At 71.5% G+C, this 15,874-nt stretch carries 14 protein-coding genes; 5 read left to right on the forward strand and 9 right to left on the reverse strand.

Features of this window, described 5'->3' with window-relative positions; all coding sequences use genetic code 11:
- Window positions 1-32: 32 nt before the first annotated feature.
- Together LG391_RS23415 and LG391_RS23420 are read left to right on the forward strand one after the other, a co-directional pair.
- Entirely contained in the window at window positions 33-551 is a 519-nt protein-coding gene (locus LG391_RS23415) for a DUF2244 domain-containing protein (RefSeq protein WP_225770459.1), read from the forward strand.
- Between the two features lie 49 nt (window positions 552-600).
- A complete protein-coding gene (locus LG391_RS23420) occupies window positions 601-1,491 on the forward strand; it encodes a bifunctional transcriptional activator/DNA repair enzyme AdaA (RefSeq protein WP_225770460.1) in 891 nt (296 codons plus the stop codon).
- Here LG391_RS23420 and LG391_RS23425 read toward each other — a convergent pair.
- The gene (locus LG391_RS23425; protein ID WP_225770461.1) at window positions 1,488-2,399 is read right to left on the reverse strand and encodes an ADP-ribosylglycohydrolase family protein; all 912 of its coding nucleotides are present in this window, start codon (window positions 2,397-2,399) and stop codon (window positions 1,488-1,490) included. The genes LG391_RS23420 and LG391_RS23425 overlap by 4 nt on opposite strands.
- A 109-nt stretch (window positions 2,400-2,508) precedes the next feature.
- On the opposite strand from LG391_RS23425, the gene LG391_RS23430 reads away from it, so the two are divergent.
- A complete protein-coding gene (locus tag LG391_RS23430) occupies window positions 2,509-3,954 on the forward strand; it encodes an amidase (protein ID WP_225770462.1) in 1,446 nt (481 codons plus the stop codon).
- Window positions 3,955-4,005: 51 nt separating this feature from the next.
- On the opposite strand, the gene dapB is transcribed toward LG391_RS23430, so the two are convergent.
- The 6 genes from dapB to LG391_RS23460 form a co-directional block, all read right to left on the reverse strand.
- Window positions 4,006-4,842 carry a 4-hydroxy-tetrahydrodipicolinate reductase gene (gene dapB / locus LG391_RS23435; protein WP_225770463.1) on the reverse strand — a complete coding sequence of 279 codons (837 nt, stop codon included), beginning with the start codon at window positions 4,840-4,842 and terminating at the stop codon, window positions 4,006-4,008.
- 154 nt (window positions 4,843-4,996) lie between these two features.
- Window positions 4,997-6,121 carry a molecular chaperone DnaJ gene (gene dnaJ / locus LG391_RS23440; RefSeq protein WP_225770464.1) on the reverse strand — a complete coding sequence of 375 codons (1,125 nt, stop codon included), beginning with the start codon at window positions 6,119-6,121 and terminating at the stop codon, window positions 4,997-4,999.
- A 135-nt stretch (window positions 6,122-6,256) separates the two neighbouring features.
- A complete protein-coding gene (gene dnaK, locus LG391_RS23445; protein ID WP_225770465.1) occupies window positions 6,257-8,176 on the reverse strand; it encodes a molecular chaperone DnaK in 1,920 nt (639 codons plus the stop codon).
- 187 nt (window positions 8,177-8,363) lie between these two features.
- Window positions 8,364-8,990: a rhomboid family intramembrane serine protease gene (locus tag LG391_RS23450; protein WP_225770466.1), complete on the reverse strand. Its 627-nt coding sequence runs from the start codon at window positions 8,988-8,990 to the stop codon at window positions 8,364-8,366.
- Between the two features lie 72 nt (window positions 8,991-9,062).
- Window positions 9,063-9,416 (reverse strand): MmcQ/YjbR family DNA-binding protein, encoded by a 354-nt coding sequence (locus LG391_RS23455; RefSeq protein ID WP_225770467.1) that lies wholly within the window; start codon window positions 9,414-9,416, stop codon window positions 9,063-9,065.
- Window positions 9,417-9,431: 15 nt separating this feature from the next.
- Window positions 9,432-9,623 (reverse strand): zinc-finger domain-containing protein, encoded by a 192-nt coding sequence (locus LG391_RS23460; RefSeq protein ID WP_034837579.1) that lies wholly within the window; start codon window positions 9,621-9,623, stop codon window positions 9,432-9,434.
- Between the two features lie 104 nt (window positions 9,624-9,727).
- Between LG391_RS23460 and LG391_RS23465 the strand changes: the two genes are divergently transcribed.
- The gene (locus tag LG391_RS23465) at window positions 9,728-10,702 is read left to right on the forward strand and encodes an ABC transporter ATP-binding protein (RefSeq protein ID WP_225770468.1); all 975 of its coding nucleotides are present in this window, start codon (window positions 9,728-9,730) and stop codon (window positions 10,700-10,702) included.
- Between the two features lie 6 nt (window positions 10,703-10,708).
- On the opposite strand, the gene LG391_RS23470 is transcribed toward LG391_RS23465, so the two are convergent.
- On the reverse strand, window positions 10,709-10,951 hold the full coding sequence (locus LG391_RS23470; protein ID WP_225770469.1) for a toxin-antitoxin system HicB family antitoxin: 243 nt from the start codon (window positions 10,949-10,951) through the stop codon (window positions 10,709-10,711).
- A gap of 198 nt (window positions 10,952-11,149) precedes the next feature.
- The gene (locus tag LG391_RS23475; RefSeq protein ID WP_225770470.1) at window positions 11,150-14,725 is read right to left on the reverse strand and encodes an ABC transporter ATP-binding protein; all 3,576 of its coding nucleotides are present in this window, start codon (window positions 14,723-14,725) and stop codon (window positions 11,150-11,152) included.
- A 167-nt stretch (window positions 14,726-14,892) separates the two neighbouring features.
- On the opposite strand from LG391_RS23475, the gene LG391_RS23480 reads away from it, so the two are divergent.
- Window positions 14,893-15,801 carry a LysR family transcriptional regulator gene (locus LG391_RS23480; RefSeq protein ID WP_225770471.1) on the forward strand — a complete coding sequence of 303 codons (909 nt, stop codon included), beginning with the start codon at window positions 14,893-14,895 and terminating at the stop codon, window positions 15,799-15,801.
- The last annotated feature ends 73 nt before the right edge of the window (window positions 15,802-15,874 follow it).

Consider the following 15,874-nt stretch of genomic DNA (forward strand, 5'->3'; position numbering starts at 1 on the left):
CCATGCCGCCGGTCCGGCCTATGCTGATGTCCATGCGCAGCAGCAGCCTCACCCGGATCGGCGTCCACGGCCCCGCCGCGGCGGACCCGGTGCTGTTCGAGCGGCTGCTGCGGCCCAAGCGCAGCCTGGGGCCGATCGGCTTCTGGCTGGTGATCGGCGTGGTCGGCGTCACCAGCCTGTTCAACGGCGTGCTGTTCCTGATGCTCGGCGCCTGGCCGGTGTTCGGCTTCTACGGCCTCGACGCCCTGCTGCTGTTCGTCCTGATGCGGTCGAATCTGCGCCGGGCCGGGCGCAGCTGGGAAAGCCTGCGCCTGACCGCCGGCCGGCTGGTGATCGAGCATGGCGACCATCGCGGCGTGTCGCACCGGATCGAGCTGCAGCCCTACTGGCTGCGGGTCGAGGTCGACCGCAGCGAGGTCGGCCAGAACCGCGTCACCCTGACCAGCCACGGCCAGCGCGTCGCCATCGGCGGCTTCCTGGCGCCGTCCGACCGCGCCCATCTGGCGCGCGACCTGTCGGCGGCGCTCGACCGGCTGCGCGGCGGCGCCTGACCGCAACTTCCGGGTTGTCCGCGCAGGCCGGCGGCGGGACAGTGGCGGCATGAGCACCCTTTCCGCCGATCAGCTGGCCCCCCATGACTTGACCGGGGCCGCCGACGAGCCGCGCCACGAGGCGGTGGCGCGGGCCATCGCCTTGCTGGTGGAGCGGCGCGACGACCCGCCGGACCTGGCGACGCTGGCGGCCGAGGCCGGGCTGCACCCGCATCATTTCCAGCGTGTCTTCTCGCGCTGGGTCGGGATCAGCCCCAAGCGCTTCGCCCAGTATCTGCGGCTGGACCATGCCCGAAAGCTGCTCAGCGCCCCGACCAGCCTGCTCGACGCCGCGCTCGACACCGGCCTGTCCGGCCCGTCGCGGCTGCACGACCTGTTCGTGACCTGCGAGGCGATGACCCCGGGCGACTGGAAGACGCGCGGCGCCGGCCTCGTCATACGCTGGGGCCTGCAGTCCAGCCCGTTCGGCCGCTGCATCCTCGGCGTCACCGACCGCGGCGTCTGCTGGTTCAGCTTCGTGACCGGCGACGAGGGCGCGGCCGTGGCCGAGTTCGCCGGCGAATGGCCGGGGGCGGAGCTGGTGCGCGACCAGTCGGCCACCGCCGCGGTGGTGGCGCGGATGTTCGCGCCGGTGGGGCAGCGGCCGCCGCTGCCGGTGCTGCTGCGCGGCACCAACTTCCAGGTCAAGGTGTGGGAGGCGCTGCTGTCGATCCCGCCCGGCCGGGTCGCCAGCTACGGCGACGTCGCCGCCGCGATCGGCCGGCCGACCGCCAGCCGCGCCGTGGGCGGGGCGGTCGGCTCCAACCCGGTCTCGGTGCTGATCCCCTGCCACCGCGTGATCCGGGCCAGCGGCATCCTCCACAACTACCGCTGGGGCTCGGCCAAGAAGCAGGCGCTGCTGGCCTGGGAAGCCGGCCTGACCGACGCCGCGGCGGCCTAGGTTCCGGCGATCAGGCCGTCGGCCGTCTCCACGATCCGCTCCCGCCAGGCCAGCGGTTCCAACCAGCGCCGGGGGATGCCCGACATCCCGTACAGCGCGCCGGCCAGCTGGCCGGTGACGGCGCCGACCGAATCGGCGTCGTCGGCCAGATTCACGGCCAGGACCAAGGCCTCCTCGAAGCTGTCGGTGCGGTCCACCGCCCAGAGCGCCGCTTCCAGCGTATGGACGACATAGCCCGAGGATTCGATCAGGGCTCGCGGCTGGCCGCGCCAATCGCCATGGGCGATGCTCTGGATCCTGGCGGCGCCGTCCCACGCCCTGGGTGCCAGAGTCTCGGCCTTGCCGGCGCCCAGGATCGCCGATCGCAGCACCTCCCCGAAGAAGACGCAGGCGTCCGTTGCCTCCTGCGCGCCATGGGTGGTGCGGCTCTGATCGGCCGCGATGCGGCGGCAGGCCTCGGCGTCGCGAAGGGTATGAAGCACGGCGGGCGCCAGCCGCATCAGCGACCCGTTGCCGGCCGTGGTCGGGTCGGTCGATCCGGCGAAGGGACCGCCGCCATGCAGGTAGTGGTCCAGCGCCTGCTGCGTGGCCATGCCGATGTCGAAGCACGCACCGGTGCAGGAGTAGCGGCCGTCCTGCCACCAGGCGACGAAGCGGTCCATCAGGTCGGTCGCATCGAAGCTGCCGCGGGTGATCAGGCTGTCGGCCAGGGCCAGCGCCATGCTGGTGTCGTCGGTCCACTCCCCGGGCTGGAGCCCGAACGGGCCGCCGCCGGTCATCTCGCGATGAAGGGGCCGGCTGTCGCGGGTGCTGAATTCGAGCGTGGTGCCGAGCGCGTCGCCGACCGCGAGCCCCACCAGGGCGCCGCGCGCCCGGTCGATCACGGCGTCCGTCAGGATGTCGTTCATGCTGCAGCATAGCATGGGCCGTGGTGATGGCAGCCCCGCGGAGGGCCGCCGTTGCCGCCGGCAGCACCCATGCTAGCCTTGCCTCAAACCAGATGAGGGAGGGAAGCGCATGGCGATCGTGACCGAGGCCCTGATCCGAGACTATGCGGCGCGCGACGGGCTGGGCCTGGCCGAATGGGTGCGCAGCGGCGCGGTCTCGGCGGCCGAGCTGGCCGAGGCCGCGATCACCGTGATCGACCGGCTGAACCCGCGGCTCAACGCCGTCACGCGCAAGGCCTACGACATCGGCCGCGACCTGGCGGCACGGGCGCCGGCCGACGGGCCCTTCGCCGGGGTGCCGTTCCTGATGAAGGATCTCGCCTCGCAATGGCAGGGCGTGCCGGCGACCTGGAGCTGCCCCTATTTCAGGGACCTGCCGGCGCCAAGCGACAGTGAGCTGACGCGGCGGATCAAGCGCGCGGGGCTGGTGCCGCTCGGCCGCACCAACGTGCCGGAGGGCGGCTGGTGCATCTCGACCGAGCCGAAGCTGTACGGCCGCACCCACAACCCTTGGCGCGAGGATGTGACCCCCGGCGGGTCCAGCGGCGGGTCGGCCGCGGCGGTGGCGGCGCGGATGGTGCCGCTGGCCGAGGCCAGCGACGGCGCCGGCTCTATCCGCGTGCCCGCCGCGAATTGCGGCCTGGTCGGGCTGAAGCCGTCGCGCGGCCGGATCACCTTCGCCCCCGATGCGGTCGATATCTGGTATGGCGGCGTGTACATGCTCTGCGTCTCCCGCACGGTGCGGGACACCGCCGCCTATCTCGACGCCGTGGCCGGTGGCACGCCGGGCGACCCCTACACCCCGCAGACGCCGGCGGAAGGCTGGGCCGCCGCGGCGCGGCAGCCGGCCCGGGGCCTGCGCATCGGCCTGGTCACCCGGGCGCCGGATGGCGGCCCGATCCATCCCGAGAATCTGGCGGCAGTGCGCGGCACCGCAAAGGTGCTGGAGAGCCTGGGCCATGTGGTCGTGGAGCACGATCTCGACTTCGACGCGCGGCGCGCCTGGGCGGTCTACACCGACATGCTGGCGGTCGAGACGGCGGCGCTGTTCGCGGCGCTGGAGCCGCTGGTCGGCCGGCCGGTGACGCCGGCGGAGGTCGAGCCGCTGACCTGGGCCGCGATCGAGCGCGGCCGGTCGATCAGCGGCATCCGGCACGCCAATGATGTCGAGGCGCTGCGCCAGTTCGCCCGCGGCCTGGTCGGGCAGCTGCTGCCCTTCGACGCCGTCCTGACCCCGACCCTGACCCAGCCGCCGCGGCCCTTCGGCCATTGGGATATGAGCATGACCGATTACGACGCCTACAACGCGCTGTGGTCGGACGCCGTGTTCATGTTCCCGTTCAACCTGTCCGGCCTGCCGGCAATGTCGCTGCCGATGCACTGGACGCCGGACGGGCTGCCGGTCGGGGTGCAGCTGGTCGGGCGCACCGGCGACGAGGCGACGCTGCTGCGGCTGGCGACCCAGCTGGAGGCGGCGCAGCCCTGGATCGAGCGCCGGCCGCCGGTGTGCGTTTAAAACCCCTCTGCTGTCATTGCCGGGCATGACAGGGAAGAAAGACGAGGAGCCCTAGCTCAGCCCCAGCACGTCGTTCATCGAATAGAGGCCGGGCGCCCGGCCGCGGCCCCACAGGGCGGCCTTGAGCGCGCCGCGGGCGAAGATGCCGCGGTCGGTGGCCTTGTGCCCCAGCTCGATGCGCTCGCCGGCCCCGGCCAGGATCACCGCATGCTCGCCGACCACGTCGCCGCCGCGCAGCGTGGCGAAGCCGATGGCGCCTTCGACGCGCTTGCCGTCGCGGTCGATCGCCTTCGCCGCGTCGAAGTCCACGCCGCGGCCTTCGGCGGCGGCGCGGCCCAGCAGGATGGCGGTGCCGGAGGGGGCGTCGATCTTGTGGCGGTGGTGCATCTCCACCACCTCGAGGTCCCAGCCGGCATCCAGCGCGCGGGCGGCCTGGCGCACCAGCGCCGCCAGCAGGGTCACGCCCAGGCTCATATTGTAGGATTGGATGATCGGGGTGTGGCGCGCGGCCCGGCCCAGCGCCGCCAGGTCCTCGGCCGAAAAGCCGGTGGTGCCGACCACATGCACCGCCTTGCCCTGCGCCGCCAAGGCGGCGAAGCGGACCGAGGCCTCGGGCCGGGTGAAGTCGATCACCGCATCGGCGGTGGCGAAGAGCTGCACCGGGTCGTCCGAGACGATCACGCCGCAGGCCGGACGCCCGGCGAGGAGGCCGGCATCCTGGCCGACCGCGGCGCTGCCCTCGTGCTCGACCGCGCCGTGCAGCGCCACCGAGCTGTCGGTCGCGTCCAGCACGGTCTGGAGCAGCATCCGGCCCATCCGTCCGGCGGCGCCGGTGATGCCGATCCTGACGGGGCCCTCGACGGGGCGCGGGGTGTCGCCGGCAGTCATGCGGCAGGGTCCTTCGGTGGCGATCCTCTTCCACCCCTGTCATGCCCGGCCTGACCCGGGCATCCAGGTTGGATGTATGCGCTCTTTGCGACCCCGGCATCGCCGGGTCAAGCCCGGTGATGACGGAAAGGGGAAGCGGTGACGCGAGTCGCGCCTACTCCTTGAAGAACTCCTTCACCTTGGCGAAGAAGCCCTGGCTCTCTGGGCTGGTGCCGCCGCCGCCCTCGCGCTCGAACTCCTCGAGCAGCTCGCGCTGGCGCTTGGTCAGGTTGACCGGGGTCTCGACCTGCAGTTCGACATACATGTCGCCGCGGCCGGCCGAGCGCAGCACCGACATGCCCTTGCCGCGCAGGCGGAAGCGGGCGCCGGACTGGGTGCCGGCCGGCACCGTGATCTTGGCGCGGCCGCCGTCGATCGCCGGGATCTCGATCGGCCCGCCCAGCGCCGCCGTGGTCATCGGGATCGGCGCCTTGCAGAACAGGTCGGCGCCGTCGCGCTGGAACAGCGGGTGCGGCCGCACCGACAGGAAGATGTAGAGGTCGCCCGGCGGCGCGCCGCGCATGCCGCTCTCGCCTTCGTTCGACAGGCGGATGCGGGTGCCGTCGTCCACCCCCGGCGGGATGTCGACCTTCAGCGTCTTGTCCTTGCGCACGCGGCCGGAGCCGCTGCAGTTCCGGCACGGGTTCTTGATCACCCGGCCCTGGCCGCCGCAGCCGGGGCAGGTGCGCTCGACCGTGAAGAAGCCCTGGGAGGCGCGGACGCGGCCGGCGCCGCCGCAGGTCGGGCAGGTCACCGGCTGGCTGCCGGGCTCGGCGCCCGAGCCGTCGCAGACCTCGCAGGCGACCGAGGACGGCACCTTGATCGTGGCCTGCTTGCCGACGAACGCCTCCTCCAGCGTGATCTCGAGGTTGAAGCGCACATCGGCGCCGCGCCCGGCCTGGGCGCGCTGGCCGCCGCGGCGGCCGCCCATGAAGTCGCCGAACATCTCCTCGAAGATGTCGGCGAAGCCGCCGGAGAAGTCGGCCCCGCCGGGGCCGCGCGGCCCGGCGCCGCCGTCGAAGGCGGCGTGGCCGAAGCGGTCATAGGCGGCGCGCTTCTGCTCGTCCTTTAGGACGTCGTAGGCCTCGTTGATTTCCTTGAACTTGTGCTCGGCGGCCTTGTCGCCCGGATTGCGGTCCGGGTGATACTGCATCGCCAGCTTGCGGTAGGCCTTCTTGATCTCGTCCGCGCCGGCGCCGCGCGCGACCCCCAGAAGATCGTAAAAGTCCTGCTTCGCCATGAAGATCCTCGTGCCGAACCGGGAGAGCCGCATCGGCCCCGGCCCGGATGAAAACCGCCCCCGCGCGGTCCCTCACGGACCCTCGCGGGGGCGGCGTCTGCCCCTTATCGTCGTGTCGCGGTCATGCGGCCGCGGTCACGCCGACTTCTTCTTCTTGTCGTCGTCGACTTCCTCGAAATCGGCGTCGACCACGCCGTCATCCGGCTTCGCCGAAGCCTGCTCGCCGCCCTCCGGCGCCGCGCCCGACTCCTGGCTGGCCTTGTACATGGCCTCGCCGATCTTCATCGCCGCCTGGGCCAGGGCCTCGGTCTTGGCCTTGATCTGGTCGGCGTCGTCGCTCGACAGCACCGACTTCAGCTCGGCGATCGCGCTCTCGACCGCCGCCTTGTCGGCCGCGTCGACCTTGTCGCCGAACTCGGCCAGCTGCTTCTCGGTCGAGTGGATCAGGGCGTCGCCGTGATTGCGCGCCTCGACCGCCTCGCGGCGCTTCTTGTCGCCGGCGGCGTTGGCCTCCGCGTCCTTGACCATCTTGTCGATGTCGGCGTCGGACAGGCCGCCCGAGGCCTGGATGCGGATCGCCTGCTCCTTGCCGGTCGCCTTGTCCTTGGCGCTGACATTGACCAGGCCGTTGGCGTCGATGTCGAAGGTCACCTCGACCTGCGGCATGCCGCGCGGGGCCGGCGGGATGCCGACCAGGTCGAACTGGCCCAGGAGCTTGTTGTCGGCCGCCATTTCGCGCTCGCCCTGGAACACGCGGATGGTCACCGCGGTCTGGTTGTCCTCGGCGGTCGAGAAGGTCTGGCTCTTCTTGGTCGGGATCGTGGTGTTGCGCTCGATCAGCCGGGTGAACACGCCGCCCAGCGTCTCGATGCCCAGCGACAGCGGGGTGACGTCGAGCAGCAGCACGTCCTTGACCTCGCCGCGCAGCACGCCGCCCTGGATCGCGGCGCCGACGGCCACGACCTCATCCGGGTTGACGCCGCGATGCGGCTCCTTGCCGAAGAACTGCTTCACCGTCTCGATGACCTTGGGCATGCGGGTCATGCCGCCGACCAGGATCACCTCGTCGATCTCGCTGGCCTTCAGGCCGGCGTCGCGCAGCGCGGCGCGGCACGGCTCGACCGTGCGCTGGATCAGGTCGTCGACCAGCGCCTCGAGCTTCGCCCGGGTCAGCTTGATGTTCAGGTGCTTCGGGCCGGACGCGTCGGCGGTGATGAAGGGCAGGTTCACCTCGGTCTGGACCGAGGAGGACAACTCGATCTTCGCCTTCTCGGCCGCTTCCTTCAGGCGCTGCAGGGCCAGGCGGTCCTTGCGCAGGTCGATGCCCTGCTCCTTTTTGAACTCCTCGGCCAGGTAGTCGATGATCTTGGCGTCGAAATCCTCGCCGCCCAGGAAGGTGTCGCCGTTGGTCGACTTCACCTCGAACACGCCGTCGCCGATCTCGAGGATCGAGATGTCGAAGGTACCGCCGCCGAGGTCGTAGACCGCGATCGTGCCCGACGCCTTCTTGTCCAGGCCGTAGGCCAGGGCGGCCGCCGTCGGCTCGTTGATGATGCGCAGCACCTCGAGCCCGGCGATCTTGCCGGCATCCTTGGTGGCCTGGCGCTGGCTGTCGTTGAAATAGGCCGGAACGGTGATGACGGCCTGCGTCACCTTCTCGCCCAGGAACGCCTCGGCCGTCTCCTTCATCTTCATCAGGGTGAAGGCGGAAATCTGGCTCGGGGCGTATTTCTGGCCGCGCGACTCGACCCAGGCGTCGCCGTTGTCGCCGGACACGATCTGGTACGGGACCAGGCCCTTGTCCTTCTGGGTCATCGGGTCGTCGTAGCGGCGGCCGATCAGGCGCTTGACCGCGAAGATGGTGTTCTCGGGGTTGGTCACCGCCTGGCGCTTCGCCGCCTGGCCGACCAGCCGCTCACCCGATTCGGTGAAGGCGACGATCGACGGCGTAGTGCGCGCGCCCTCCGCATTCTCGATCACCCGGCCCTGGGCCCCATCCATGATGGCGACGCAGGAATTGGTCGTGCCGAGGTCGATACCGATGACTTTGCTCATCTCTTCCTCATTCCTTCAGCAGGTCGCGGCTGGCCCTCGGTGAGGCACCGCCGGGACCCCCAATCGATGTCCATGCCGCCCGCGCGGGCGGCTCTTGCTTCCCCGGTCATATAGGCGGCGCGTCCTCGGGCTGCAACGTCGAGTCTTCAGGATTGTGACGGCGGCCCGGACGGCTGTGGCCGCCGCGTCACGCTCGGCGCGGGGCTCCCAGGACGAGGCCGGCCAGGAACCCGCCGATATGCGCCTGCCAGGCGATCTGGGCGTTCACGCCCATGAAGCCGCCGCCCATCAGCGCGAACAGGGCGTTGGCGATGATGGTGAAGCCGATCAGGTTCAGCGCCAGCCGCCGCCCCGCGGGATCGTGCCGCGCCAGCGCCAGCCGGCAGAAGGCGGCGATGCAGCCCGACACCGCGCCGGAGGCGCCGATCAGCGTTGTCTCCTCGCCCCAGTTCGCCGCGACCTGGGCCAGGGCCGCGACGACGGTCGTGACCAGCAGCAGCACGGTGTAGCGGCGCAGGCCGTAGTGCCGCTCGCAGACGCTGCCGAAGGCCAGGAAGAAGCCGAGATTGGCGATCAGGTGGATCGGCTCGGAATGGACCAGCGCGTAGAATACCAGCGAGGCGACCACCGTCAGCGCGTCGAGCGGCGGCAGCTGGTCCAGATAGCCGAAATAGGCCGGCACCACCGCCATGCGGTAGATGATCGGCGCCCAAAGCGATTCCGGCAGCAGATGGATGACGGCGAAGACCGCGATCATCACGCCGCTCAGCCACAGCGTGATCGGCGGGACGTTGAAGATCGGCTGGCGCGACATGGCCCCTCGGGCGGTCGGAACGGGTTTGCGCCTCTTACAGGAGTGCCGCGCGGATCGGAAGCCCGCGATCCGTCACCCCGCCCCCAGGATCTCCGCCCGCGCCGCCCGGGTCAGCTTGGCCAGGATCAGGCGGTGCGCCTCGCGCAGATAGGCCTGCAGGTCGTCGGCGGGGAGGGCGTCGAGCGCCGCCGCCACCCATTTGGCGCGGGCCAGATAGGGCGCCGGGCGGATGCCCGGCTGCTCGACCAGCAGGATGTAGGAGAAGTCCGACGCCTTGAACCAGGCCTCGGGTTCGCCGCGCGACATCCCGGCCAGGATGGCGAAGATCTTGCCGCCGACCTTGAACACATGGGCGCCGCCCCACTGCACGCTCAGGGCCGCGCCGGGCAGGGTCAGGCAGAATTCCTCGACCGTTTCGGGCGTCATCGCGCCCTCCGCGGGTCAGTGGCCGTGGCGGTTGGCCTTGCGGACGAAGCGGCGGCCGCAATAGTTGCACACCACCTCGTGCTCATGCCCGATCGGGTAATAGACCATCGGGTGGCCCAGCGGGCCGCCGCCGCCGTCGCACCCGACGGTCTCGACATCGCGGTCGACCTCGATCACATCGGACGGCTGAAGGGCGGCGGGCTGCATGGCTGGGGGTTCCTGGCGGCAAAACATGGGCGGGCGGCGATTGCCCGCGTTCCGGCCGGATGATACCCATGGCGCCCGGCCGATCAACTGTTTCACGTACCATCATGAATGCCGCCGCCCCCGAGAGCGCCATCCGCCTGCGCGGCCTGACCAAGACCTATCGCGGCCGCAACCGGCAGCCGGACAAGCTGGCGCTGCACCCGATCGACCTCGACATCCCCGCCGGCTCGATCTTCGGCCTGCTGGGCCCGAACGGCGCCGGCAAGTCGACCCTGATCAACATCCTGGCCGGCCTCGTCACCAAGACCGCAGGCGACGCCTGGATCTGGGGCTTCGACATCGCCCGCGCGCCGCGCCAGGCGCGGGCCGCGATCGGCGTGGTGCCGCAGGAGCTGAACATCGACCCCTTCTTCACCCCGCGCGAGCTGCTGGACCTGCAGGCCGGCCTCTACGGCGTGCCGAAGAACGAGCGGATCACCGCGGATCTCCTGGCCGCGGTCGGGCTGGCGGACAAGGCCGACGCCTATGCCCGCACCCTGTCGGGCGGCATGCGGCGGCGGCTGATGGTGGCCAAGGCGATGGTGCATTCGCCGCCCGTGCTGGTGCTGGACGAGCCGACCGCCGGCGTCGACATCGAGCTGCGGCGCAGCCTGTGGGCCCATGTCCGGGCGCTGAACCGGGCCGGCACCACCATCGTGCTCACCACGCACTACCTGGAGGAGGCGGAGGAGCTGTGCGACCGGATCGCGATCATCGATCACGGCCGCATCGTCGCCTGCGACAGCACCGCCAACCTCCTGTCCAGCGTCGACAGCAAGACCCTGGTGGTGAGCCTGAGCGAGCCGCTGGACGCGCTGCCGCCGGCCCTGGCCGCCCGCGGCATGGAGCTGGCGGGCGCGGCCCGGCTGGTGCTGCGCTACCGGCCGAGCGAGACCCGGCTGGGCGACTTGCTGACTCTGATGGACCAGGCCGGCGTGCGCATCGCCGACCTGTCCACCGAGGAGACGGACCTGGAGGACATCTTCCTGCAGCTGACCGGCGAGGGCGCCGCCGCGGCGCGGAGGGCGGCGGGGGAGTAAGCCGTCTCAGCCGGCGTCCTCGTCGGCCGGCGGTTCGTCGCCGGCCTCGTCGAGGAAGCGCAGGAACGCCGCCCGGTCTCCTGTAGCCGCCCGCTTCCGGAAGAATTCCTCCGTTTCGAGCGCCGACAGCTTTTCGGCCACGGCGACGTTGATGAACTGGTTCAGGCTGGTGCCTTCAGCCGCCGCCAGGCGTTCCGCCGCGCTCTTGAGCGAAGGCTGAAGACGCAGCGCATAGTTGGCCTTGCTCATCCGATCCTCCTCAGCAGCTCCGCAGGCGTGACGATCTCACTACCGGCGCCGAAATATAGACCCGTCATGGCGAGCCCCGAAGGGGCGTGGCCATCCAGTGGCACCGCCCTCTGGATGGCCACGGCGCTGCGCGCCTCGCCATGACGAGAAAGGGGCCGGAGAGCGGGTCTCAAGGGCCGACGGCACAACCGTTCACGCCTACTGCGCCGCCTGCGCCGATGCCAGCTGGCGGGAGACCAGCTGGGCGTAGAGGCCGCCGCGGGCCAGGAGCGCCGCGTGGGTCCCGGTCTCGGCCACCCGGCCCTCGTCCAGCACCACGATCAGGTCGGCGTCGCGCACGGTCGACAGGCGGTGGGCGATGACGATGGTGGTGCGGTCCGCCTGCAGCCGGTCCAGCGCCCGGCGCACCGCCTGCTCGTTCACCGTGTCGAGATGCGAGGTCGCCTCGTCCAGGATCAGGACCGAGGCGTTCTTCAGGAAGGCGCGGGCGATGGCGACGCGCTGGCGCTGGCCGCCGGACAGGGCGGTGCCGCGCTCGCCCACCGGCGAATCGAGCCCCTCGGGCAGGGTCGCGACCAGCTCGGCCAGCGAGGCGTGCTCGATCGCCTCTGCCAGCTCCGCCTCGCTCGCCTCCGGCCGCGCGATGCGAATGTTGGCGCGCAGCGTGTCGTTGAACAGGTAGGTGTCCTGGGCCACCAGCGCGATGCGCCGGCGCAGGTCGTCGAGCTCGTAGTCGCGCAGGTCGGACCCGTTCAGGGTGATCCGGCCTTCGTCCGGGTCCCAGAACCGCATCAGCAGCTGGGCCGTGGTGGTCTTGCCGGCGCCGGAGGTGCCGACCAGCGCCACGGTCCTGCCGGCCGGGATCTCGACCGTCACCCCGGCCAGGGCGCGCCGGCCCTGGCCGGGATAGGTGAAGCCGACGCCCTGCAGCGCCAGCGCCGCCGGACCCGCATGGTCCGGCACGCCCGGCCCGTCCACCACCGGCACCGGCTCGGCCTTCAGCCCGTAGATGCGGCGGGTGGCGCCCAGCGTGTCGGCCAGCTGGCGGCCGATCTGCGCGATCTCCGACACCGGCAGGAAGGCCGACATCGCCAGGATCGTCAAGAGCGGCAGCAGGCCGGGGTCGATGGCGCCATGGGTGGACAGCGCGGCGCCGGTCACCACCACGGCCAGGCCGCCCAGGCCGGTCAGGATCTCCAGCAGGCTCTGCTGCCGGGTCAGCTCGGCGAAGAAGGGCAGGCGCAGCCGGATGAAGCGCTGCGACAGCGCGTCCAGCCGATCGCCGCGCGCCTTCTCCTGCTGGAAGGCGACGATCTCGCCCAGCCCCTGCACCGAATCGACGGCGAAGGCGCCCAGCTCGCCGGCCGCCTCCCGCGATTCGGAGCCCAGCCGGTCGACCCGGCCGCGCATCAGGAACGGGCTGACGGCCACGGCCAGCAGGAAGGGCAGCAGCGCCAGCGCGATCCACGGGCTGGCCCAGACCAGCACGGCCAGCACCGCGGCCGGCACCAGCACCGCGACGAAGGCCGGCGCCACGGTGTGGGCGAAGAAGTACTCCACCAGCTCGATGTCATGGGTGACCAGCGCCATCAGGTCGCCGGTGCGCCGCCGCACCAGATAGGCCGGGGCCAGGGCGTCGAGCTTGCGGAACACGTCGGCGCGCATGTCGGCCAGCAGGCGGAAGGCCATGTCGTGGGCGATCCAGGATTCCAGCCAGTGCAGCACGCCGGACAGCGGCGCGACGACAGCCAGGGCCCAGAGCAGGCCACCATAGGGCTCGCCGTTCTTCAGCGCCAGCAGGACCAGCGCGCTCAGCACGCCCACGCCGATGAAGGCGACAACGCGCAGCACCCCGAAGGCGAAGGTCAGGGCCAGCTTGCCCTTCCAGGGCCTGGCCAGCTTCATCAGCTCGGCCACCAGCCGGCCCCAGCCCAGCCCCTCGGCCTTGAGGATGCCTTCGGTCTCCACCTTGGTTGCGGCCGCCGGCGCTGTGGGCGCCGACTCGACCGTGCGGGCGGCGACGGGCGCGTCGATGATGGCGCCGGCGGCCGATTCGCGGGCCTGCTCGGCCATCAGCCCGGCATAGACGCCGCCCTGCTGCATCAGCGCGGCATGGGGGCCGCTCTCCACCACCCGGCCGCGGTCCAGCACCAGGATGCGGTCGCAGCCGATCACGCTCGACAGCCGGTGCGCCAGCACCAGCGTGGTGCGGCCCTGCATCAGCCGGTCCAGCGCCTCCTGGATCACCGCCTCGTTCTCGGCGTCGACCGCGGACAGCGCCTCGTCCAGCACCAGGATCGGGGTGTCGCGCAGCAGCGCCCGGGCGATGGCGACGCGCTGGCGCTGACCGCCGGACAGCTTCACGCCCTTCTCGCCGACCACGGTCCTGTAGCCCTGCGGCAGGGTCTGGACGAAGCCGTGGATGTTGGCGGCGCGGGCGGCGGCCTCGACCTCGGCCTCGGTCGCCTCCGGCCGGCCCATGCGGATGTTGTCCTCGACCGTGCCGTGGAACAGGAAGGTGTCCTGGTTGACCACCGAGATCATCGACCGGATCTGGTCGAAGGACAGGCCGCGCAGATCGTGCCCGCCCAGGCGGATCGCGCCGGCCTCGGGGTCGTAGAAGCGCAGCAGCAGGCGCACGATCGACGACTTGCCGCCGCCGGACGGGCCGACCAGGCCGATCCGCTCGCCGGCCCTGGCCTCGAAGCTCAGCGCCTCATGGATGGTGCGGCGGGTGCCGGGGTAGCGGAAGCGCACGCCGTCGAATTCGATGGTCGGGGCCAGCGGCCGGGCCAGCGCCGCCGGGGCGGCATCCGCCACCTCCGGCACGTCGTCCAGCACCTGGTAGATGCCCTGGGCGGCGGACAGGCCGACCATGCCCTGGTGCAGCACCGACCGCAGCTCGCGCATCGGCCGGAAGATCTCGACGCCCAGCATCAGGATGACCAGCAGCGCCGACAGGGCCATGGCGCCGGATTCCACCCGCCAGACACCCAGCGCCAGGGCCGCGGCGGCGCCGCAGGCGATGGCGCTGTCGGTGATGCCGCGGGCCAGCACGTTGGTCGCCAGCACCCGCATGGTGCTGCGGAACAGCGACCGTGCCTTGGTCTCCAGCACCGCGGCGCGGGCCTTGCTCTGGCCGAAGGCCTTCAGCGTCGCCAGGCCCTGGACCGAATCCAGGAACTCGGCGGCGAAATCGGCATAGACCTGGCGCAGCTGCAGCGAGCTGCCGGTCTCGTGCTTGTGCCACAGCGCCGGGCCGAACAGGGCGATCAGGGCGAAGGCCAGCATCACCGCCGCCACCGGCAGGTCGACGAAGGCGATGGCGGCGAAGATCAGGATCGGGGTCAGCAGCGAGATCAGGAACTGCGGCAGGAACTGGCCGAAATAGACCTCCAGCTGCTCCACCCCGTCGATCAGCGACAGGGTCAGGGCGCCGGACCGGCGGCGGGCCACCGTGCCGGGCCCCAGCGCCGCGATGCGGTCGAAGATGGTGCGTCGCAGCCGGGCCTGGACCTGCGACGCGGTCTCATGCGCGATCATCACCCGCCAGTGCTCGAACACGCCGCGCAGCACCATCACGCCGGCGATCAGGGCGATGGAAGGCACCAGCCCGGCCAGCGGCCGGCCGGCGAAGACCTGGCCGATCAGCCAGCCCAGCAGGGCCAGCCGGGCGACGCCGAGCGCGACCGAGACCAGCCCGATCGCCACGGCCCAGACGATGCGGAGGCGGACGCCTTCCGTGAACCTCCACAGGCGCGGTTCGAAATGCATCGCGCGTGTTTCCCTCTGATGAAAGGACGCCGCCGGCCGCCTGTCGTCGGATGGGTCGGGCCGGTTCCGACCTGACGATAATGTGAACGCTGGTGAACGGAATTCGACAAATTCGAGGAGGGGCTGTACGTTTCTGTTCAGGCATATCGGTGCAGGAGAAGCCGGCCATGGCCGCCGACTGGGACGATCTGCGCGTGTTCCTGACGCTGGCGCGCGAGGGCAACCTGACCGCCGCGGCGCGGCGGCTGCAGGTCAGCCACCCGACCGTGGCGCGGCGGGTGCGCGGGCTGGAGGAGGCGATCGGCGCCCGGCTGTTCGACCGGCTGCCGGACCGTTTCGTGCTGACCGCGGCGGGCGAGGAGCTGCTGGCCGATACCGAGGCGATGGAGCGTGCCGCCGAATCGATCCAGCGCCGCAGCGCGGGACTCGGTGACACCGCGCACGGCACGGTCCGGGTCTCGGCCGGCGAGGCGATGGCCGGGTTCCTGGCCGACCACCTGCCGCGGCTGCGGCGCGGCCTGCAATGCATCGAGATCGAGCTGGCGGCCAGCCACATGCTGGTCAACCTGTCGCGGCGCGAGGCCGACCTGCTGATCCGCGAGCAGGTGCCGGACATCCCGAGCCTGGTGGCGCGGCGGCTGGGCCGGGTGGAATACGCGATCTACGCCGCCCGCGGCCGCGACATCGCCGACGCGTCGCCGGAGGGGCTGCGCGGCCTGACCTGGGCCGGCTTCGACGAGGAGCACGCCTACATGCCCGGCCAGGCCTGGGTGGCGGAGCTGCTGCAGGGAGCCCGGCCGGCGGTGCGGGTCAACAACTGGCTGGTGCTGCACCAGGCGGTGCGCAGCGGCGAGGCGATCGGCCTGCTGCCCTGTTATGCCGGCGACCCCGATTCGGGCCTGCGCCGGCTGGGGCCGGTGGTGGAGGAGGTCGGGGTCGACCAGTGGCTCCTGGTCCATCGCGACCTGCGGGCCCTGTCGCGGGTGCGCCGGGTGATGGATTCCCTGGTCGCCCTGTTCCGCGAGCGGCGCGACCTGCTGGAGGGCCGGCTGCCGCAGGAGGTCGCGACACCTTGATCCCGCCGCGGCGGGCGGCTGAAATGGGATCATGGTGAGCGACAGATCCGTCATGACAGCCTTCGCTCCGTTG

Origin of the sequence: Inquilinus sp. Marseille-Q2685 (genome assembly GCF_916619195.1) — a bacterium.
GTDB lineage: Bacteria > Pseudomonadota > Alphaproteobacteria > DSM-16000 > Inquilinaceae > Inquilinus.

Coding starts and splice junctions, on each gene's coding strand:
- dapB (WP_225770463.1), bottom strand. CDS start 4,842: ATGACTGCCGGCGACACCCCGCGCCCCGTCGAGGGCCCCGTCAGGATC.
- LG391_RS23415 (WP_225770459.1), top strand. CDS start 33: ATGCGCAGCAGCAGCCTCACCCGGATCGGCGTCCACGGCCCCGCCGCG.
- LG391_RS23470 (WP_225770469.1), bottom strand. CDS start 10,951: ATGAGCAAGGCCAACTATGCGCTGCGTCTTCAGCCTTCGCTCAAGAGC.
- LG391_RS23430 (WP_225770462.1), top strand. CDS start 2,509: ATGGCGATCGTGACCGAGGCCCTGATCCGAGACTATGCGGCGCGCGAC.
- LG391_RS23460 (WP_034837579.1), bottom strand. CDS start 9,623: ATGCAGCCCGCCGCCCTTCAGCCGTCCGATGTGATCGAGGTCGACCGC.
- LG391_RS23420 (WP_225770460.1), top strand. CDS start 601: ATGAGCACCCTTTCCGCCGATCAGCTGGCCCCCCATGACTTGACCGGG.
- LG391_RS23465 (WP_225770468.1), top strand. CDS start 9,728: ATGAATGCCGCCGCCCCCGAGAGCGCCATCCGCCTGCGCGGCCTGACC.
- LG391_RS23425 (WP_225770461.1), bottom strand. CDS start 2,399: ATGAACGACATCCTGACGGACGCCGTGATCGACCGGGCGCGCGGCGCC.
- LG391_RS23455 (WP_225770467.1), bottom strand. CDS start 9,416: ATGACGCCCGAAACGGTCGAGGAATTCTGCCTGACCCTGCCCGGCGCG.
- LG391_RS23475 (WP_225770470.1), bottom strand. CDS start 14,725: ATGCATTTCGAACCGCGCCTGTGGAGGTTCACGGAAGGCGTCCGCCTC.
- dnaJ (WP_225770464.1), bottom strand. CDS start 6,121: ATGGCGAAGCAGGACTTTTACGATCTTCTGGGGGTCGCGCGCGGCGCC.
- LG391_RS23450 (WP_225770466.1), bottom strand. CDS start 8,990: ATGTCGCGCCAGCCGATCTTCAACGTCCCGCCGATCACGCTGTGGCTG.
- dnaK (WP_225770465.1), bottom strand. CDS start 8,176: ATGAGCAAAGTCATCGGTATCGACCTCGGCACGACCAATTCCTGCGTC.
- LG391_RS23480 (WP_225770471.1), top strand. CDS start 14,893: ATGGCCGCCGACTGGGACGATCTGCGCGTGTTCCTGACGCTGGCGCGC.